General features: G+C 67.8%; 21 protein-coding genes. 15 read left to right on the top strand and 6 right to left on the bottom strand.

Annotated elements, in window-relative coordinates; translation table 11 throughout:
* Nucleotides 1–57: 57 nt before the first annotated feature.
* From E5162_RS08580 to E5162_RS08520, 13 genes are read left to right on the top strand one after another with little or no spacing between them, the layout of a single operon-like run.
* A complete protein-coding gene (locus E5162_RS08580) occupies nt 58–912 on the top strand; it encodes a type II secretion system protein N (RefSeq protein WP_135944824.1) in 855 nt (284 codons plus the stop codon).
* 1 nt (nt 913) lies between these two features.
* On the top strand, nt 914–2932 hold the full coding sequence (gene gspD, locus E5162_RS08575; protein WP_135944823.1) for a type II secretion system secretin GspD: 2019 nt from the start codon (nt 914–916) through the stop codon (nt 2930–2932).
* Nucleotides 2929–4425 (top strand): type II secretion system ATPase GspE, encoded by a 1497-nt coding sequence (gene gspE, locus E5162_RS08570; RefSeq protein ID WP_135944822.1) that lies wholly within the window; start codon nt 2929–2931, stop codon nt 4423–4425. The genes gspD and gspE overlap by 4 nt, the downstream gene beginning before the upstream one ends.
* Nucleotides 4412–5641 carry a type II secretion system inner membrane protein GspF gene (gspF, locus tag E5162_RS08565; protein WP_135944821.1) on the top strand — a complete coding sequence of 410 codons (1230 nt, stop codon included), beginning with the start codon at nt 4412–4414 and terminating at the stop codon, nt 5639–5641. Before gspE ends, gspF begins: the two co-directional genes overlap by 14 nt.
* A 32-nt stretch (nt 5642–5673) precedes the next feature.
* Nucleotides 5674–6126, top strand: a complete 453-nt coding sequence (gene gspG, locus E5162_RS08560) for a type II secretion system major pseudopilin GspG (RefSeq protein WP_135944820.1) — start codon at nt 5674–5676, stop codon at nt 6124–6126.
* Nucleotides 6127–6162: 36 nt separating this feature from the next.
* The gene (locus E5162_RS08555) at nt 6163–6675 is read left to right on the top strand and encodes a GspH/FimT family pseudopilin (RefSeq protein ID WP_158291249.1); all 513 of its coding nucleotides are present in this window, start codon (nt 6163–6165) and stop codon (nt 6673–6675) included.
* Nucleotides 6672–7037, top strand: a complete 366-nt coding sequence (gene gspI / locus E5162_RS08550) for a type II secretion system minor pseudopilin GspI (RefSeq protein WP_135944818.1) — start codon at nt 6672–6674, stop codon at nt 7035–7037. The genes E5162_RS08555 and gspI overlap by 4 nt, the downstream gene beginning before the upstream one ends.
* Complete coding sequence (gspJ, locus tag E5162_RS08545; protein ID WP_135944817.1) at nt 7034–7708, top strand: type II secretion system minor pseudopilin GspJ; 675 nt, start codon at nt 7034–7036, stop codon at nt 7706–7708. Before gspI ends, gspJ begins: the two co-directional genes overlap by 4 nt.
* The gene (gene gspK / locus E5162_RS08540; RefSeq protein WP_135944816.1) at nt 7705–8727 is read left to right on the top strand and encodes a type II secretion system minor pseudopilin GspK; all 1023 of its coding nucleotides are present in this window, start codon (nt 7705–7707) and stop codon (nt 8725–8727) included. Before gspJ ends, gspK begins: the two co-directional genes overlap by 4 nt.
* On the top strand, nt 8724–10001 hold the full coding sequence (gene gspL / locus E5162_RS08535; protein ID WP_158291248.1) for a type II secretion system protein GspL: 1278 nt from the start codon (nt 8724–8726) through the stop codon (nt 9999–10001). Before gspK ends, gspL begins: the two co-directional genes overlap by 4 nt.
* Nucleotides 9998–10501, top strand: coding sequence for a type II secretion system protein GspM (gene gspM / locus E5162_RS08530; protein ID WP_135944814.1), 504 nt, complete (start codon nt 9998–10000; stop codon nt 10499–10501). Before gspL ends, gspM begins: the two co-directional genes overlap by 4 nt.
* Nucleotides 10498–11229: a type II secretion system protein N gene (gene gspN, locus E5162_RS08525; RefSeq protein WP_135944813.1), complete on the top strand. Its 732-nt coding sequence runs from the start codon at nt 10498–10500 to the stop codon at nt 11227–11229. Before gspM ends, gspN begins: the two co-directional genes overlap by 4 nt.
* The gene (locus tag E5162_RS08520; RefSeq protein WP_135944812.1) at nt 11226–11723 is read left to right on the top strand and encodes a hypothetical protein; all 498 of its coding nucleotides are present in this window, start codon (nt 11226–11228) and stop codon (nt 11721–11723) included. The genes gspN and E5162_RS08520 overlap by 4 nt, the downstream gene beginning before the upstream one ends.
* A 17-nt stretch (nt 11724–11740) precedes the next feature.
* Here E5162_RS08520 and E5162_RS08515 read toward each other — a convergent pair whose 3' ends face one another.
* From E5162_RS08515 to cysG, 6 genes are read right to left on the bottom strand one after another with little or no spacing between them, the layout of a single operon-like run.
* Nucleotides 11741–12574 carry a ferredoxin--NADP reductase gene (locus E5162_RS08515; RefSeq protein ID WP_135944811.1) on the bottom strand — a complete coding sequence of 278 codons (834 nt, stop codon included), beginning with the start codon at nt 12572–12574 and terminating at the stop codon, nt 11741–11743.
* 17 nt (nt 12575–12591) lie between these two features.
* Nucleotides 12592–13611 (bottom strand): cysteine synthase A, encoded by a 1020-nt coding sequence (locus tag E5162_RS08510; protein ID WP_135944810.1) that lies wholly within the window; start codon nt 13609–13611, stop codon nt 12592–12594.
* Nucleotides 13608–14702, bottom strand: coding sequence for a phosphoadenylyl-sulfate reductase (locus E5162_RS08505; RefSeq protein WP_135944809.1), 1095 nt, complete (start codon nt 14700–14702; stop codon nt 13608–13610). Before E5162_RS08505 ends, E5162_RS08510 begins: the two co-directional genes overlap by 4 nt.
* Nucleotides 14692–16323: a nitrite/sulfite reductase gene (locus E5162_RS08500; RefSeq protein ID WP_135944808.1), complete on the bottom strand. Its 1632-nt coding sequence runs from the start codon at nt 16321–16323 to the stop codon at nt 14692–14694. Before E5162_RS08500 ends, E5162_RS08505 begins: the two co-directional genes overlap by 11 nt.
* A 6-nt stretch (nt 16324–16329) precedes the next feature.
* Nucleotides 16330–16608: a DUF2849 domain-containing protein gene (locus E5162_RS08495; protein WP_135944807.1), complete on the bottom strand. Its 279-nt coding sequence runs from the start codon at nt 16606–16608 to the stop codon at nt 16330–16332.
* Complete coding sequence (cysG, locus tag E5162_RS08490) at nt 16605–18017, bottom strand: siroheme synthase CysG (protein ID WP_135944806.1); 1413 nt, start codon at nt 18015–18017, stop codon at nt 16605–16607. Before cysG ends, E5162_RS08495 begins: the two co-directional genes overlap by 4 nt.
* A gap of 110 nt (nt 18018–18127) precedes the next feature.
* Between cysG and E5162_RS08485 the strand changes: the two genes are divergently transcribed.
* Nucleotides 18128–19021, top strand: coding sequence for a LysR family transcriptional regulator (locus E5162_RS08485; protein WP_135944805.1), 894 nt, complete (start codon nt 18128–18130; stop codon nt 19019–19021).
* A 137-nt stretch (nt 19022–19158) separates the two neighbouring features.
* Nucleotides 19159–19653 (top strand): DUF892 family protein, encoded by a 495-nt coding sequence (locus E5162_RS08480; RefSeq protein WP_135944804.1) that lies wholly within the window; start codon nt 19159–19161, stop codon nt 19651–19653.
* Nucleotides 19654–19688: the final 35 nt, after the last annotated feature.

The raw sequence follows: 19688 nt of genomic DNA, 5'->3' as shown, positions 1-19688 counted from the left end.
CGAAATCCGGCACACGAATTTCTTGACGCAAACCCGGTCAGAGCCGAGTAACCTCCCATGAGCCCAGTTCTTCGCACCCCATGGCCCGCCAGGGCGGCGACCCGCAACGGCCGGGCCGTCGCGATCGCGCGCGCCGTGGCGGAGGCTGCGCTGGCCGCGCTGATCGCGTTGATCCTGGCGCGGGCGATCTGGTTCGTCGCCTATGGCGCGGAAATCGACCGGTTCGATCTCGATCCGTCGCTCATTCCTCAAACCGCGTCCGCGCGCGAGGAGACCGCCGACCTGACAGTGCTCACCGAAGGGCGCCTCTTTGCCGGGTCAGCGGGGCCAGCCGCCGCGGCCGTAGAGGATGCCCCCGAGACCCAGCTGGACCTGACGCTTCACGGGGTTCGCCGGGGCGGCGACGCCCAGTCGGGCGCCGCCATCATCGAGGCGCCCGGCGAAGGTCAGCGCACCTTGCCGGTCAATGCCGAGATTGCGCCCGGCGTGACCCTCGAAGCGATTTATCCCGACCGCGTGATCATCAATCGCCGCGGCGTACGAGAGAGTCTCTACCTGCGCGAAGAGCGCGCGCGGCGAACCTCTCTCCTGCGCGCCAGCGAGGCGCCCGAGGCCGTCACCAGCACGGCAACGCCGCCGCCCGAGCCGCTGACGCGCGAGGACTGGACACGCGGACTCCGTCTCCGCCCGGCCGAGGACGGCTCCGGTTACCGCGTGCTCGCCGACAGCGAGCCGCGCCTTCTCGAACGGGCCGGCCTTGAGGCCGGCGATCTGATCACCGCCATCAATGGCCGGCCGCTTTCAGGCCCTGCCGATGCGCTGGATGCCCTGGCGCGGCTTGGCCAGGGCGGGCGTGCCCGCTTTACTCTTCTTCGCGACGGTGACGCGCGTACAATCGAAGTGGATTTGTAAGATGACAGGCTTGTTTTCTGCCCGCGCGTGCGCCGCACTCGCCCTCGCCGCCGCGATGGTGCTCGGCCCGCTTCCCGCCGCGGCGCCGTTCCAGGCTCATGCCCAGGAACACACGCTGAATTTCCGCAATGCGGATATCCAGGCCTTCATCGACGACGTCTCCATCGTCACCGGCTACACCTTTATTGTCGATCCAGACGTTCGCGGCACGGTGACCATCACCTCGCAGAGCCCCCTGACAGAAGCCGAGGTTTTCCAGGTTTTCCTCGCGACGCTGCGCACACACGGCTTCGCGGCGGTGCGCACCGCCCCGGGTGTCTTCCAGATCGTGCCTGAAGCCGACGGCCCGCGGGCCGGCCCGCGAGCGGGCGGCGAGCGCGAGGGCGACATTTTCCTGACCTCGGTCGTGCGCCTTGAAAATGTCAGCGCGCGCGAGGCGATCCGCAGCGTCGGTCCGCTCGTCAGCCCCAGCGGCGCGGTGAACGCGTCCGAAGCGGGCAATCTGGTCGTGATCGTCGATTACGGATCGAATGTCAGCGCCATCGAGGACGTGCTCGTGGCGATGGACCGCGATACGTCCGTGGTGGAGATGGTCACGCTCGATAACGTGTCGGCCGATGAAATGTCCCGCATTCTCGACCGGATGCGCGAAAGCCTGGTGACCGGCGAGGACTCGCGCAGCGCGTCGGTGAACATCGCTGCCGTGCCGGCGTCCAATTCCATCCTGCTGCGTGGATCTCCGGACTCGGTCGCCCAGATGATCTCGTTGGCCCGGCGTGTCGACGCGGTCAGCCAGTCGAGCCAGACCTTTCGCGTCATCTATCTCAATCATGCCGATGGCGAGACGCTGCTGCCGATCCTGGAACAGTTCGCGCGCGCCATCGATCCGGCGGCCGGCGCCGAGGGTGCAGGCGCGGCCCGCTCGGGTACGTCCATCGCCTTTCACCGCGCGACCAATGCGATCATCGTCAACGGCGATCCGGAGGTCCTGCGCGAACTCGATCTCGTCATCCGCCAGCTCGACATCCGTCGCCCGCAAGTGATGATCGAGGCGATCATCGTGGAGATTTCCGACGGGGCGGCGCGCGATCTCGGGGTGCAGTACATCCTGGCTGGGGACGGGGACGATGCGGTGCCCTTCTCCTATTCGCGCTTTGGCGACAACCAGGTCGACCTCTTGGCCCTGACCGGAGCGCTGGCCGGTGTGGACTCGTCCGATGACGACGATACGGCCAATCCCGTCTCGCTGCGTCAGGCGGCCATTGCCTCGCTTCTGGGCAGTTCGGGCGGGCTCATCGGGATCGGCGGCCAGACCGACGACGGCACGTTGTTCGGCCTGATCCTGAATGCGCTGGAGACCGACACCGACTCCAACGTGCTGTCCAAACCGTCCGTCATGGTGCTCGACAACGAGGAAGCCTCCATTCTGGTCGGTCAGGAAATCCCGATCACGACCGGCGAAGCGCTGGGCTCCAACAACACCAATCCGTTCCGCACGATCGAGCGCCAGGACGTCGGCGTCCAGCTCGACGTGACCCCGCAGATCAATGAGGGCGACACGATCCGCCTGACCATCCGCCAGGAAGTCTCTTCCATCGCCGGTCCGGTCAGTGCCGGTTTCAGCGAACTGATCACCAATCAGCGCGAAATCCAGACCACGGTGCTGGCCGACGATGGCGAGATCATCGTGCTGGGCGGGTTGATCGAGAATGACGACCAGTATCGCGACGAATCCGTGCCTTTCCTGGGCGATATCCCGGCGCTCGGCCGGCTGTTCCGGTATGAAAGCCAGAGCCAGCAGCGCCGCAATCTGATGGTGTTCATCCGCCCACAGATCATCCGGTCGGCGCAGGACATGCGCGGTGTGACCCGGCAGAACTACACCACGATGACCGCGGCGCAGAACGCCGCCACGCGGGGCAATGGGTCGAGCCTGGACCAGATCGTGGACATGATGCTGGACGGCCAGGACCCGTTTGATCGCCCGCTTCCGGCCCAGCCGGCTGAAGGACCGCAATGACCGCCCGGACACCGATCGCCTACAGTTTCGCGCGCGAACGCGGTGTGGCGCTTTGCACCGGGGAGAGCCCCGTCTTCCTGCTTCGCGCGGATGCCGATCCGATGGCTCTGGTCGAGGCCCGCCGCGCGGCGGGCCGCGCGTTCGCCGTCGAGCGCTGCGATGCCAAGGCGTTCGACCGCGCCTTGTCGGAGCTGTATTCCTTCGACGGTCTGGCCGCGGGCCTGAACGAGGAAGCCGATGACGAGGTCGGCGCCCAGAGCCTGTCGCGCCTGATCGACGAGATTCCGAAGACCGAGGACTTGCTGGACAGCGCCTCGGATGCGCCGATCATCCGCCTGATCAACGGTCTGATCGCGGAGGCCGTCCGCCTGTCCGCGTCCGATATCCATGTCGAGCCGTTCGAGGATCGCGTCTCGGTCCGCTTCCGCGTCGACGGTGTGCTGCAGGAGACGGTCTCCCTGTCGCCGCGCGTCGCACCGCCGCTGGTCAGCCGCATCAAGGTGATGTCGCGTCTCGACATTGCCGAGAAGCGCATCCCCCAGGACGGACGCCTGACCCTGTCGCTGGGCGGCAAGGGCATTGATGTACGTGTCTCCACCCTGCCGTCGCGCTATGGCGAGCGCGTGGTGCTGCGTCTTCTCGACAAGGAGAGCGCGCGCTTTTCGCTCGACCAGCTGGGCATGGAGCCCGGCGCGCTGGCCGACCTGACCCGCGCACTCTCCCAGCCGAACGGGATCGTGCTGGTCACCGGCCCGACCGGCGCGGGCAAGACCACGACGCTGTATGCCGGGCTCAACGGCCTCAACGACCAGACCCGCAATATCCTCACGGTGGAAGATCCGGTCGAATACGCGGTGCCGGGCATCGGCCAGACCCAGGTCAACACCAAGGTCGGCATGACGTTCGCAGCCGGCCTGCGCGCGATCCTGCGCCAGGATCCCGACGTGGTCATGGTGGGCGAGATTCGCGACCGGGAAACCGCGGAGATCGCGGTCCAGGCCTCGCTGACCGGACACCTGGTTCTGTCGACCGTGCACACCAATTCGGCTGTCGCGGCCATAGCGCGCCTGCGTGACATGGGCGTGGAGAGCTATCTTCTCGCCTCCACCCTCTCGGCCATCGTGGCCCAGCGCCTGGTGCGCCGGCTCTGCCCGAGCTGCAAGCAACCCTACCAGGCCGACCAGGCCGAGCTGGAGCTTCTGGGTGCCGGCCCGGACGAGGCGGTCACCCTGTGGCGTCCGGCCGGGTGCGAGCATTGCAAGGATCTCGGCTATGCCGGCCGGCGCGGCGTGTACGAAGTCGCCGTGGTCGATGAGGGCTTGCGCACGCTGATCCACGACGATGCGCGCGAGGGCGATCTGGCCCGCCATGCCTTCAAGGGCCGCGACACGTTGTACGCGGCGGGGCTGAAGCTGGCGCGCGAGGGCGAGACGAGCCTGGCCGAGGTGCTGCGCGTCTGCCGCGACGAGGGCGAGCGACATGCCGGCGTTTGAATACGAAGCGCTCGACCCCGCGGGAAAGCGCACCAAGGGGTTGCTCTCCGCAGATTCAGAGCTCGCCGCGCGCCGCGAATTGCGCCGGCGCCGCCTGGCCCCGCTCAAGCTCGCGCGCGCAGGCGAACGGCGCGAGACTTCCGGGCTGAGCCTGCCCCGTCTCGGCAGTCCGGCCGGGCTGAAGACTGCCGACCTGATGAGCATCACGCGCCAGCTGTCCACGCTGATCGATGCCGGCATGCCGATCGAGGAGGCCGTCGGTCTGGTGGCCGACCAGGCCGAGACGACACGTGTGCGCCGTACCCTGATGACGGTTCGCGGACGGGTGACCGAGGGCGAGCGCCTGTCCGACGCCATGGCCGAACACCCGGAAAGCTTCCCGACGGTCTACCGGGCCATGGTCTCGGCCGGAGAGAGCTCGGGCGGGCTGGGCGCCGTGCTCGAACGCCTGGCCGAATATCTGGAAAAGTCCGAGGCGCTCAAGCGCCGGGTCGGCGTCGCCCTGATCTATCCTGGGGTGCTGGGCGTGCTCGCCATCCTGGTGGTGGGCGTGCTCATGGTCTTCATCGTGCCGCGCATCGCCGAGCAGTTCACCAGCCTCGATGTGACCCTGCCGCTGATTACCCGGATCATGATCGCCCTGTCCCAATTCCTGCAGGCGGCCTGGCTGTGGCTGCTCGTGGGAATTGCCGCGGCCGGGCTGGCTGCGTCGGTCCTGCTGAGGCGGCCCGCAGTGAAAGCGGCGCTCGATCGCACGATCCTGCGCGTGCCCGGCCTCGGCGGTTTCGTGCGCAAGATCGAAAGCGCGCGCTTTGCCCGCACCATGTCCATCCTGATCGCCTCTGGCGCGGTGCTGCCCGATGCCTTGCGCGCCGCGCGCCGGGCCAGCGCGAACACGCGATTCCAGTCCCTGCTGGCCGGCGTCATCGAGCAGGTCGAGCAGGGAAGGGGCCTCTCCGACGCCTTGCGCACGACCGGCTGGTTCCCGCCGCTTGTCGTCTACATGGTGGCGTCCGGCGAACGCTCGGGCCGGATCGCGGACATGTTCGCGCGCGGCGCCGAGCATCTCGAGGCCGAAGTGGACAGTGCGGTCGGTGCGGGGCTGTCGCTGCTGGAGCCTGGTATCATCATCGTGATGGGCGGGCTGGTGGCCGGGATCGTCCTCTCCATCCTTCTGCCCATCCTGCGTCTCAATACCCTGGCCATGGGCGGCTGACCGCCCGGCCCCAACCTCAAGGAGAGCTCGCGATGAGCCTTCGCAAGCTGCTGACCCGCAAACGCAAGAGCGAGCGCGGCGTGACCCTGACCGAGATGATGGTCGTGATCGTCATCATCGGGCTGTTGTCCACCATCGTCGTGGTCAACGTGCTGCCGCTACTGGGCGGTGCGCGCGAGGACAAGGTGCGCGCCGACCTGGCGACGCTGGAGGGATCGCTGACGACCTTCTACGCGACCTATGGCCGTTATCCGTCTACGGACGAAGGGCTGGAGGCGCTGGTTAATCCGCCGGAGGACGACCGCGTCTCGGCACGTTATGCCGAAGAGGGTTTCATCCAGCGCCTGCCCGACGACCCCTGGGGCAATGCCTACCAGTATCTCTCGCCCGGAGAGCACGGCCGCTTCGATGTGTATTCGCTCGGCGCGGACGGACGTCCGGGCGGTGAGGGCGACAACGCCGATATCGGAAACTGGGAGCTGTAGGCGCGCCCTGCGCCCTTGAGTGGAATGATGCGCGGTTTGGACCGATCGGGAGAAGCGGGCGTCTCGCTGGTCGAGATGATGGTGGTCGTCGCCATCATCGCCATGATGGCCAGCGCGGTCACGCTGAGCGTGACCGGGCGTCCCGCGCCGGTCGAGCTGGAGGCCGAACGCCTGCTGGCACGCTTCCTCGAGGCCCGGGAAACGGCATTGGTCACCGGGACGCTGGTCGGCTTCGCGCCCGACCCCGATGCGGGCGGCTATCGCTTCGTGACCTATCGCGGCGGGCGCTGGCAGGACCTGCCCGATCACCCGGCGCTCGCGCCGCGCAGCCTCGCCGACAGCGTGCGCATCACCCTGGACGGTCCCGCCGCGCGCAGTGACGCGGGCCGCGGCGAGGCCGACGACGACCCGGCCCCGCGCCTGTGGTTCGACCCGACCGGGCTCGACATGCCCTTCACGATCCTGCTGCAGGATGCGCGCCGGGATGTGCGCGTGGTGCGGACCGGTGAGGGGGCTTTGCGCATCGAGTCCGGCGGAGCCCCATCATGATGCGGCGCGCGGACGGATTTTCCCTGGTCGAGATGCTGGCGGCGCTGGCCATCCTGTCGATGTCGGGCCTGGCTCTTATGAGCGCGGTGACCTCGGCCGGACGCAGCGCGGTGCAGACGCGCGAACGCGCGCTGGGTGCGATTGCGGCCGAGAATATCCTGAACACGGCGATCCTGGAGGCTTCGCCCACGCGCGGCCTGGTCGATGCGTCGGGCGAGTATGAATTGGCCGGTATTGTCTACGACTACGAAATCGACGTGGAGGACACCGCCGATCCGGCCCTGCGCCGGGTGACGTTGCTCGTCTCCGACCGGCACGGCCCGCTGTCCGAGATCGTCAGCTTCTCGCGGAGCCCGTCATGACGGCCATGCATGCTCCGCGCGGCCGCGAAGCCGGGTTCACGCTGACCGAAGTCCTGGTTGCGGTGATGATCTTCGCGATGATCAGCGCCATTTCGCTCGCCATGCTGACCGCAGCGCTGCGCAGCGAGCAGACCTACGAGACCCAGCTCGACCGTATCGCGCAGGTCCAGCGGGCGCGTACGCTTCTCCGCGACGATGTGGGCCAGCTCGTGCTGCGCGCCTATCGCGGCGAGGAGGGGGTGTCGGACGGCCGGGCTCTTGCCGGCAATGTCGAAGGGGCCGATCCGTTCGAACCTGCACGGGCCGGCGAGGAACGCGAAATTCTTGTGCTGACGCGCCGCGGCTGGGCCAATCCGGGCGGCGCGGCCCCGCGATCTTCGCTCCAGCGCGTGGCCTGGCTCTATGACGGGACCACGCTGAAGCGCCAGGCCTGGACCTATCCCGATACGGCGCGTGGCAACGAGCCGGTTACCCTGACGGTGATCGAGGAGGCGGCCGACCTGCGCCTGGAATTCCTGGTGGGAACAGCCTGGCGCGCCGATATTCTCGCGGTGACGGACGGAGAGACCCGGCCGGCCATGCCGCGTGCGGTGCGCGTGCGATATACCTTGCAAGGTCTGGGCGAGATCGAGCATGTCGTGCTGACCCCGGTGCCGGAGCTGGTGCCATGAGACACTGGCTCGTGCGCAAATTCGCCGACCGGCGCGAGGAGGGCACTGCGCTCCTGACCGCCATCCTGATGACGGCGTTCATGGCCGTCATCGCCGTGTCGCTGATCGACCAGACGCGATTTGCCTTGTTCCGGACGGCGAACATGGACCGGCGCGACCAGGCCTACTGGTACGCGATGGGCGCGCGCGATTTTTCGGAGAGCATCCTGCTTCGCTCCGGCTCGGCCGACCGGCTCGTCATGCGGCCGCAGGAGCCTTGGCTCACCGGCCCGCGCCAGTTTGCCATCGAAGGCGGTCAGCTGCGGGGCCATGTGCGCGACGGCAATAACTGTCTCAACGTCAATGCGCTGGCCGGCAATGCGGGCGCTGCCCCCGAAGCGCCGGGCCGGGGTCTGGACATGCGGTCGACCCAGCTCATGTTTTCAGCCCTGCTCGACCGGCTCGGCGTCGCGCCGGACCGGATCGAACCGCTCAAGGCCCAGATCATCGACTGGATCGACGCCAACACGTTTCAGGAGGCGGGCGGCGCAGAAGACCAGACCTATCTCGGATTCGAGCCGCCGCTGCGCGCCGCCAACCAGCCCATGGTCGAGCTTGAAGAATTGCGGGTTCTTCCCGTGGTCACGCCGGGGCTGTATGCGCGTATCTCGCCCTATCTGTGTGTCCGCGACGAGCGCACCCAGCCGCCGCTGAACGTCAATACGCTGCAGCCCGATCAGGCGGTGCTGCTGAGCGCGCTCTTTGGCGGCGGCCTGAGTGTCGGCGATGCCGAAGCGGTCCTTTTGCAACGCCCGCCAACAGGCTATGAGGCAGCGACAGAGCTCTTCGATCACCCGCTGATCGCGGCGCTTGAGCCCGATCTGGCGCTGCGGGACGCGGTCACTGTGCGCACGCAATGGTTCGATATCGAGGTCGAGGTCGAACTGGGCGAGACGGCGTTCTCTCTGAGCGAGCGGGTCGAGCTGACACAGGACGGGCGCTTGCGCAGGCATGCCCAGCGGTTTGGAGCGGTACAATGAGCATTCTGGTCCTCTCTTTGCCGCCGGGCGGCGGCGGTGCGGACATCCGGGCTCCGTGGGCGCTGGTCGGCGAGGTCGGCGATGTCCAGGCCGAGGGCTGGGTCCTTCCCGGTGCCGCCGCGGAGATTCCACAGGGTCTCCCCGTGCAGCGCGTGATCGCCCTGATGCCGGCCCAGGACGTTTTCGTCCGGTATCTCGCAATTCCCGGCCGCAGCGACCGCGAAGCGGCGCAGGCTGCTCCCTTTCTGATCGAGGAGGACCTGGCGGCCCCGCTCGACACCCAGCATGTGGCTATCGGGGCGCGAAACGAAACCGGCGAAGCCTGGCTCTTCGCCACCTCGAAACATATCCAGTCGAGCTGGCGCGATTATCTGTCCGGGCTCGGCCTGAAGCCGGTCTACGCCCTGCCGGACGCCATGCTTCTGAACGGGCACGGGGGCGACCTGACGCTCGCTGCGGTCGATGGCGTGATCCTCTTCCAGACCCGGGCAGGCGATCTGATGCGCCGCGCGACACTGGAAGGCGATGCGGCCCGGGTGGCCGAGACCGATCCGATCTGCGGCGGCATCGATGCCGGCCTCGCCGAAATCGTGCTGCCGGCGCTCGGCCAGCGTATGGAGCCGCGCCGGATGCTGATCTCTCCCGATATCGATCCCGGCATCATCGCCCCTGACGGCACGGGGGTGGCGCTGAAGCGTCAGCCGGCCCCGGACCTGCGCGAGGAAGCGAGCCGTGCCGGCGAGGCGGTGCTGGCCGGTTTGCCGGCCTTCTTTGGAACCGGCCTGGTCAGCGCGCTGGACTGGAAGGCGATGCTGGGTCCGTGGGTGCGTCCGGCGCTGCTGGCCGGAACCGCGATCCTGCTCGGCGTCGTGCTTCTGCTCGGCGAAGGAATCTATTATGGCCAGCGTGCCGACACCTATTATCAGGCTGCCCGGTCGGTCTACTCGGCCGAGTTCGACGAGCGCGCGACCGATCCGGCGGCCCAGCTGCGCGTACGGCTGCGGGCGGCCGGCGGCGGGCCGGACCAGAGCGCCTTCCTCGATCTGGCCGCCGGACTGGCCGCGGTCATGGAGGAAGTCGATACCGTGGCCATTCAGTCGCTTCGCTATACGTCGGAACGCGGCGGTCTGTCTGTCACCGCGACCTATCCCGATTTCTCGGATTTCGAGACCTTTCGCGCCGCTGCCCAGACCCGCGGCCTCGTCATCGAGGAAGGCGGCGCCCGCCAGGGCGATGAGGGCGTGACAAGCGATTTCCTGGTGAGGCGCTCATGAAGATGGATATGCCGATCACGGCTCTCCGCGGGCTCTGGACCCGCCAGACGCCGCGCGAACAGGTGTTGCTGGCGGTATGTGCCGGCCTGATACTCGCGGCGCTGGTTTGGTTCGCGCTGGTATCGCCCGCGCTCTCCTACCGCAATGCCATGCGCGCCGGCTTCGAGGCCCAGGTCGAGGATCATATGGCCGTCATTGCCGGTATCGAACGCTATCGCGGCCTTCAGACGGCCAATGCCACCCAACAAGGCCAGGACCAGCCGCTGCGCACGCTGGTCGCCAACCGGGCGCGGGAGGCGGGGATCACCATCACGCGGGTCCAGCCCCTGGAGAACGGCCAGCTCAGCGTCTGGGCCGAGCAGGCGCCCGAAGCCCAGCTGATGGCGCTTCTGGTGGCGCTCGCCGACCGCGACAACGTGCATGCGAGCCGGGTCAGTCTGGACCGCGAGGCGTCCGGGCTTGTGCGCGCGCAACTCGTGCTCGGGCGGGGCGGGGCATGAGCCGGACCGCCCTGCTTCTCATCGGCCTGGTCAGCCTGCTCGCCGCGGCGATCGCGGCTATGCCGGCCAAGCTCGCCGCGGACCTGCTGCTGCGTCCGGCCGGTGTGACGGCAGATCTGGTAACCGGCAGTGTCTGGGACGCGCGGCTCTACCGGATCCAGGCCGGAGGTCAGCGCTTTGCCACTGGACGCCTGCAACTTGCCTTCTGGCCTCTCCTGACCGGGCGGGCGCGGGCGCAGATCGCCCTTGAGGACGAGACCGCCTCGGCGCGCGGGACGCTGGTCGCCAGCCCCGGACGCGTCGAGTTTCGCGATGGCCGCATCGCCTTCGAAGCGCGCCGGGTTCCCGGGCTGCGGGCCCTGCCGGTGCCGCAGACAGAACGTCTGTATGCTGAGCTTGATCGCATCGTGTGGCGCGATGGGATCTGCGACGAGGCGTCCGGCGACGTCACGACGCCGCTTCTGTCCCGGCTCGGCCAGCGCCATGACGCGGACCTGCCCGAGCTTGCCGGAACGCTGAGCTGTGCGGGGGAGGCCGTGGCCCTTGGCTATGACGGCCAGAGCGAGGCGCTGACGGTCACCGGATCGGTGCGCGTGACCGCGGAGGGGTATCGCTGGGTCAGCGAGGCGTCGACCGGGAATAGCGATATTGTTGCCCTGCTGATTGCGTTAGGTTTCGAGGAGACCGGACAGGTCTGGCGCGCCGAAGGCGAAGGGAGCTATCGATGAGACCGAGTGTGATCGTGTTGGCCGGCCTGGTTCTGGCAGGATGCGCGACCGCGGTCCCTGCGCCACAGGCACCGGTTCGCGCAGCGAGTCAGGAAAGCGGCCGCATCGATGCGTTGCCGCCGCAGAGCCTGCCGGACGGTGAGTGCGGCCTGTTCTTCTGGACCAGCGCCAGCCCCCACCGCTTCATCGTGTACGAGAACGAGTCCCGGCGCGCCGTGAAGCTGGTCCATGACGGCGAGATCATCGAGCTCGGTGTGGTCGCCCAGACCGTCGACATGATCGTGGGCGACAGCTTCGAGCGGCTCTATCCGGCACCCTCGCACAATCTGGTATTCTCCGTCACCGGAACGATCGGGGAGCGGACCCGGTCGGGCACGCGCATCGAACGCGCCTTGCTGCGCGTCGAGCAACCGTCGGGTGCGGAAATCGTGCAGCCCGTGCTGGGTTTGCGGACCTGCCGGACCGGCAGCCCGGTGGCGCCCAGCCCGCGCTAGGCGCCGCCTTCGTCCGATCAGATACCTTCGCCGGAGAAGGCCTTCTCGACCACGAAATCGCCGGGACGCGCGTTCGAACCTTCCTCGAAGCCGCGCGCTTCGAGCAGGTGCTTGAGATCGTTCAGCATCTCGAACGAGCCACAGACCATGGCGCGGTCGCGCGACGGGTCGAGCGGCTCGCGCGACAGCATCTCGAACAGCTTTCCGGTGTCGATCAGGTCGGTGATCCGGCCCATGCGCGGGCCCTCTTCACGCGTGACCGAGTTGAAATAGACCAGCTTGCCGTTCGCGAACTCGCCCACCAGCGGGTCCTGCCTGACCGTCTCGACCAGCTGCTCGGTATAGGCGAGCTCGGCCAGGGTGCGGCAGGTATGGGTGAGGATGACCTCGTCGAACCGCTCATAGATGTCCGGCTCGCGGATCAGGCTGGCAAACGGCGCGGCGCCGGTCCCGGTGGAGAACAGGTAGAGCCGCCGGCCTGGGCGCAGCGCCTCGCTGACCAGCGTGCCGGTCGGCTTCTTGCCCAGGAGGATCCGGTCGCCCGGCGCGATGTTGCGCAGGCGCGAGGTGAGCGCGCCGTCGGGAACCTTGATCGAGTAGAATTCCAGCGCCTCGTCCCAGGTCGGGCTGGCGATGGAATAGGCCCTCAGGACGGGCTTTTTCTCGCCCTCCAGACCGATCATCACGAACTCGCCGGCGCGGAAGCGGAAGCTCTGCGGCCGGGCGGTCCGGAAGGAGAACAGGGTCTCGGTGTAGTGCTGGACCTCGAGCACTTCCACCTCGAAGAAGGCGCCTTTTTCTTCGATATGGGGCAATGGCGCGCCGTCCTGGCGCAGAGCGGTGTCGGTCATGGGGAGTATCTCTTTTTTCAGACGGCGGTGGACAGGCCCGCATGCGCCTGGCTCCAGGGCGGAACCGGCAGGTTGCGGGCGGCCAGATAGTCGGCGTTGTAGATCCGGTTCGCATAGCGCGCCCCGGCGTCGCAGAGAAGGGTGACGATGGTTTTTCCCGGCCCGAGATCGCGCGCCAGGCGCATGGCCCCGGCAATGTTCACACCGGCCGAGCCGCCGAGCGACAGGCCCTCGGTGGCGACGAGGTCGAACAGGATGGGCAGGAAGTCCTCGTCCTGGATGCGGTAGGCGTGATCGACAGCGAGGTCTGTGAGCTGGCCGGTCAGGCGCCCGACCCCGATGCCCTCGGTGATCGACGAACCCTCGCTTTTCAGCTCGCCTTCAGTGAAATAGCTGTAAAGCGCCCCGCCGGCGGGGTCGGCGAGCGCGATCGCCACGTCCGGCTTGCGGGTCCGGAGCGCCTGGGCCACGCCGGCCAGCGATCCGCCCGTGCCGGCCGAGGCGATGAAGCCGTCAATCCGCCCGCCGGTCTGCTCCCAGATTTCCACCCCCGTCGTGCCGGCGTGAAACGCCTTGTTGGCCGGATTGTCGAACTGGTTGGCCCAGTAGGCGGCACCTCGCGTCGTGTTCAGCTCTCCGGCCAGGCGCCGCGAGATGTGCACGAAATGATGTTCGGAGGAGAATGGCGCGGGATCGACCTCGATCACCTGCGCGCCTGCGGCCAGAAGCGCATCCTTCTTCGCCGGGCTCTGGGTGCGCGGCATCACGATCAGGCTCTTGTATCCCAGCGCGCCGGCGACCGTCGCCAGGCCGATGCCGGTATTGCCGGCCGTGCCTTCCACGAACGTCCCGCCCTTCGCGATCAGGCCGCGCGCCTCGGCATCGCGCACGATGCCCAGTGCGGTGCGGTCCTTGACCGAACCGCCCGGATTTAAGAATTCGGCCTTGCCCAGGATCTCGCAACCGGTCGCGCGCGACGGGCCGTCGAGACGGATGAGCGGGGTGTTGCCGATCAGGTCGAGAATGGGGCGGTTCATATCAAACGATAGCTGGCCTGACGCGCGCGGGTCGTGCGCGCGGAATCGAAGATGCCGCATTCTGTACGGTCCGATCCAGCCCAGCGACCATCGCGTGTGCTGTTTCCTTCGGCCGGGGCCGTGCAGGGCCAGCAGCCGACCGAAGGATAGCCCTGCGCCACCAGCGGATGCGCGGGCAGGTCCAGCGAGCGGAACAGCGCCGCGAAGGCCTGTTCGCTGAGCGAGGCAAACGGGTTCACCTTGATGCGCTCGCCGTCGAACTCGAACGGATCCAGGCGCGTCCGGTCGCCGCCATGATAGCGTTTGCGCCCGGTGATCAGCACGTCATACCCGTTCAGCCCGCGCGCCAGCGGTTTGACCTTGCGGATGTCGCAGCACGCCAGGGAGTCGCGCTGGTAGAGCCGGTTGTCGGCGTCCAGCTTTGACTCGTCCGCCGGGTCGGGCTCCAGGATTTTCACCTGTTTCAGGCCCAGCGTCTCGATCAGCGCGTCGCGATAGCTCAGCGTCTGGGCAAAGTGGCGCTTGGTGTCGAGGAAGAGGACCGGGGTATCCGGTGCGCTGCGCGCCAGAAGCGCCAGCCCGGCCGCAGACTCCGTCCCGAACGAGGAGAGCATGGCGATGCGGCCGCGAAACTCGGCCTGCGCGGCAGCCAGGATCTCGTCCGGCGAGGCGTCGCGATAGCGCTGGTTCAGCGCATCCACCTTGGCCTTGCGCGCGGCGAAGGTCCGCTGGCGGTAGGCCGGCGCGGCGCCGGCCGCATCCGGCTGGTAGGCGTGGGAGAAGCCGGTTCGCTGCCAGCGCGGGTCGTCGGCCTTGTCCGGGGTCACCGCGTCGAAGCCGGACCGTGTCAGATGGTCGATCTGGTCGGGCAGGAGGTCGCCCACGGCGCGAAGCTGCCCGGCATAGCCGCGCGCGCGCAACACTGCGGCCAGCGAAAACCCCCGCCCGTCCTTGAAGGAGGCAAAGCGGATATCGACCGCGTCCTGGCCGGTGACCGCTTCCAGAGCCTCGTCCGGGCTCGTCGCGGTATCGATCTCGACGCGCTCGGCGGTGTCGAGATCGCTCGGTTTCAGCGCCACGTTAATGGTCATAGATCGACTCCTTGAACGGTTCGAGCCCGGTGCGTTTGAGCGTGGCCACGAAACTCTCGCCCGCCTCGCGATGGGTGACGTAGGCGCGAAGGCTCGCGATCACACCCTTGACCGCATCGTCGGCTGACAGGGCGCGCCCGGCGATCTCGCCGATGGCCGCCTCGCCGTCGGCCACGCCGCCCAGCGTGAGCTGGTAGACTTCCTCGCCCTTCTTATCGACGCCGAGAAGGCCGATATTGGCGACATGGTGATGGCCGCACGCATTGATGCAGCCGGAGATCTTGATCGAGACCTCCCCGGCGGCTTCCTCGAGGCCGGAGGCCTCGATCGCTCGCGAAATCTCCTGCGCGATCGGGATGGAGCGCGCATTGGCCAGGTTGCAGTAATCAAGCCCCGGGCAGGACACGATATCGCCGGCAAGCCCGGCGTTGGCCGTGGCCAGACCCGCATCCTTCAAGGCCTCGAACACTGTCGGCAGGGCGGCAGCATCGATATGGGGCAGAACCAGATTCTGCTCCTTGGTCACACGGATTTCCGACAGGCCGTAGCGCTCGGCAATGTCGGCCACGGCCTCCATCTGCTGGTCGGTGGCGTCGCCCGGCGTGCCGCCGACGGGCTTCAGGCTGATGACCACGATGGCGCGATCGGCCACCTGGTGCGGCTTCACGTTCACGCTCTTCCAGCGGCGATAATGGGGATCGATCACTTGTGCTGCTGCGCCTGTGCCCGGCCTGACCGGGGCGAAGAAGGCCGAGATGCGCTCCACCTCTTCATGGGGCACGGCCAGCTCGCCGCCCTTCAGCGTCTCGAACTCGGCCTCGACATCGCGGGTGAACGCCTCCGCGCCCATCGACTCCACGAGGATCTTGATGCGCGCCTTGTACAGATTGTCCCGCCGGCCGGCGAGATTGTAGACGCGCAGGATGGCGGTCAGGTAGGCGAGCAGGTCGCGCCAGGGCAGGAAGTCGCGCAGCTTGGCGGCGATGCGCGGCGTGCGGCCCTGACCGCCGCCGGCATAGACGGCAAAGCCCAGCGCGCCCGCCTCGTCGCGAACCAGCCGCAGGCCGATATCGTGCACGCCGATGGCGGCCCGGTCGGCCTCGCTGCCGGTTACCGCGATCTTGAACTTGCGCGGCAGGAAGGAAAACTCGGGATGGAAGGTGGACCATTGCCGGATCAGCTCGCACCACGGGCGCGGATCGGCCACCTCATCCGCGCTCGCCCCGGCGAACGGGTCCGTCGTCGTGTTGCGGATGCAATTGCCCGATGTCTGGATGGCGTGCATCTCGACCGTGGCCAGCTGGTCCAGGATTTCGGGAATATCGACCAGGGCCGGCCAGTTATACTGGATGTTCTGGCGCGTGGTGAAATGGCCGTAGCCGCGATCATAGGTGCGCGCGATATGGGCGAGCATGCGCAGCTGGTCGCTGGACAGCACCCCGTACGGAATGGCCACGCGCAGCATGTAGGCGTGCAGCTGCAGGTACACACCATTCATCAGGCGCAGCGGCTTGAACGCGTCCTCGCTCAGCTGGCCGGACAGACGCGCCTCGACCTGCTCGCGAAACTCGTCGGTACGCTGCTTGACCAGGTCTGCATCGATCTCGTCGTAACGGTACATGGGATTCTATGCGCTTTCTGCGGATCGGGTCGTGCCGGCGCTCGGGCCGGTGAGGCGGATGGCTTCGCGCACGCGCGCGCGCCCGGCCGGCTCGGCATCGACCACGTCGATGAGATAGGGGCCGACCACGGTGAGGATGTCGCGCAGCGCGCCGTCCAGCGCCGGCTGGGCGCTATCGTCGTCGGAGAAGACTTCCGCCGCTTTCAGATCGGGCGTCCAGCCTGCGTCGGCGCGTCGGTAGACGACACGCCCGTCGGTCAGGCGGTTTGCAGTGATGGCTTTCATGCCGCTTGCCTTTCCTTCAGTTCGCGGGCCAGCGCCGGAACCTGTTCGGGCGCCCGGCGCACCACGTCGCCGATCACGATGATGGCAGGCCCGGTCAGGCGAGCGCGCTCCACCGTCTCGGCCAGCGTGGCGAGTGTCGCGATGAAGCTGCGCTCGTCCGGGCGCGATCCGTTCTCGATGATCGCCACCGGGGTCGCCGCGTCGCGCCCGGCCTCGATGAGGCGCTGCGCGGTCGCCGCAGCCGTTCTCACACCCATATAAATCACCACTGTGTGCGTGGCGGCGGCCAGGGCTGCGTAGTCGAGCTCGGGGCCGCCCGCCTTGGGCTGTCCGGTCACGAAGGTCACCGCCTGGGCGTCGTCGCGATGGGTGAGCGGGATCTGGGTCGACGCGGCGCAGGCGAGCGCCGCCGAGATGCCGGGCGTGACCTCGACCTTGATCCCGGCCGCGCGCACGGCTTCGACTTCCTCGCCGCCGCGACCGAATATGAAGCTGTCGCCGCCTTTCAGGCGCACGACGCGCTTGCCCTGACTGGCATGTTCGATCAGCAATTCGATGATCTTTTCCTGCGGCACGGGATGCTGGCCGCGCGTCTTGCCGACATCGATGCGCAGCGCATCGCGCCGGGCGCGGTCGATGATCTCGGAGGAGACTAGGCGGTCGTGGACGATGACGTCGGCATCGCGGATCAGGCGCGTTGCCCGCACCGTCAGAAGTTCGGGGTCTCCCGGTCCGGCACCGACCAGGTGAACGATGCCTTCGGCCTGCGCCTCGCCGTCGCGGAACCGATCCAGCGCCTCGATGAGGGCGCGGCGTGTGCCGGCTTCGTCCCCGTCATCGGCGACGCGCGCCGCAGGGCCGCGCAGGGCGAATTCCCAGAAGCGGCGGCGGTCGTCCACGCCGGGCGCCACCTGCTTGACGGCACCGCGCAGCGAACGCCCGGCCGATGCCAGCAGGCCGACGCCTTTGGGAATGACGCTTTCCATCGCCGAGCGGATGTCGCGCACCAGGATCGGTGCCGCGCCGCCGGTCGACAGCGCGATGGTGACCGCGCCGCGATCGATCAGGGCCGGGGTGTAGAAGTCGCACAGCGCAATGTTGTCGACGACGTTGACCAGCGCTCCCGCGCGGCGTGCCGCGTCCGCGAGCGGACGGGCGACCGCCTCGTCCTCAATCGCGATGAACACCAGGCGCGCTCGGTCGAACGCCGTCTCCGGCACGGGACCGGAGACGATCTCGGTGTCGGACTTCAGGTCGGCGGGCGCGGGCGCCTCGCGGTCCAGCGTGTACCAGACCAGCGCGCAGGGAGATGTGCGGAACAGGCGCAGCTTGTTTTCCGCGGCTTCGCCCTCGCCGATGACGACGACGCGCGCACCCTTCAGGGCAATGGCGGGCATGAACTGGTCCATGGCGAACCTCCTCCAGACTGAAGCTTGGAGATGGCCCACATGGATTCTTTTCTCAAATGACCTTATCTAGCCTCTGAAGAAAGAAAAACTTTGCACTAGAAGGAGCGGTCATGTCCGCCTTGCCCCCGCTCAACGCTCTTCGCGCCTTCGAGGCGGCCGCCCGGCGCGGCAGCTTCGTGGCCGCCGCCGAGGAATTGAACGTCACCCCGGCCGCCATCGGCCAGCAGGTCCGCCAGCTCGAAGCACTGATCGGCGCGCCGCTTTTTGTGCGCGAAGGGCGGGGCGTGCGCCTGACCGAGCGCGGCGCGGCGGGAATCGACCGGCTAGGCCGCGCGTTCGAGCTGATGGGCGAAGCCTCCAGCGCCATGCGCGAAGCGTCCGGCGAGGTGGAGCTGGTCATCGGCGCGCCGGCCGATTTCGCGGCGGCGTGGCTGGCTCCGCGCCTGGCGACGCGCGAGGAGGGCCTGCGTAAGGTCTCGGTGATCACCGGCCCGCCGGAGGCAGTCTTCGAACGGGGTGCAGAGCTCGCCATCGCCTTCGCGGCGGCTGCCCCGGCCGGCTATGAGAGCCAGTTGCTGGCCCGTGAAATCCTCGCCCCCATGGCGACGCCGGAACTGGCAGCGCGCATCGGTGAGGTCGAGGCCCTTTCGAACGTGCCGCGGATCGAGGAGGCGGGCCTCGACGTCGATTGGCGCGCCTGGCTTGCCCGGCGCGGTGCCTATGGCCTCGATCCGGCGCCCGCCCTGAAGGCCCAGGACGGTCTGATCGCTCTCAGCCTTGCCGAAGCGGGCGCCGGTGTCGTGCTCGCCCGGCGCAGCCTGGCCGGACCGGCGCTGGCGGCCCGTCGTCTGGTCCCGGTCTTTGCCGATGGCGACCATGTGATGGATGCCGCTCATTTCCTGATCACGCGGCGTGGCCGCCGTCTGTCGGCGCCCGCCCAGGCCGCGCGCTCCTGGTTGCGCGCGGAGGGCGCACGCGCCGAGGACGCAGCCGACGAATTATAGCGTGGGAGGACTTGGGAAAGGACCGGGTGAGCGCGGCCCGGCCGGACTTGGAACGCACGACCGGGTGAGACCGTTATTCAGGCAACCCCGCCGGCAAGAGCCGGCATTCCCGTCCCGCATTCCAATGGAGGCCTTTCATGGCGCTTTCTTCGCTCAAGGACGTCTATATCGACCAGCTGCAGGATATCTACAGCGCGAACAAGCAATCGCTCGAAGTCACGCGCCTGCTTGAAAACGCCGCCAGCAGCCAGGAGCTGACCGATGCGCTGAGCCGTGGCGTCAAAGGCATCGGCGAAGGCCTGGAAACCATGTCCAAGCTGGTGAAAAGCCACAATGAAGACCCGACGGAGGAATTCTGCCGGGGCATGCAGGGCCTGGTCAAGGAAGCCAAGGCGCACGCGCTCGACGCCGAATTCAGCGATGACGACGCGCGCGACGCGATGATCATCTCGCAATACCAGCGCATGGTTCACTACGCGATTGCCGGCTATGGCTGCGTCGCCGCCTATGCCCGCCGTCTGGGCTATGACGATGACGCCAAGGCGATCCAGAAATGCCTCGATGAGACCGCCGAGGGCGACAAGCAGATGACCAAGATCGCCGAGACCAAGGTCAACAAGCGCGCGGCCTGATCGCAGCGCGTTCGACCAGACCGGCGAACCAGAAC

The organism is Marinicauda pacifica (assembly GCF_004793635.1).
Lineage (GTDB): Bacteria > Pseudomonadota > Alphaproteobacteria > Caulobacterales > Maricaulaceae > Marinicauda > Marinicauda pacifica.
Note: the sequence above shows the minus strand (reverse complement) of the source record. Positions and strands in the feature narration are given on the sequence as shown.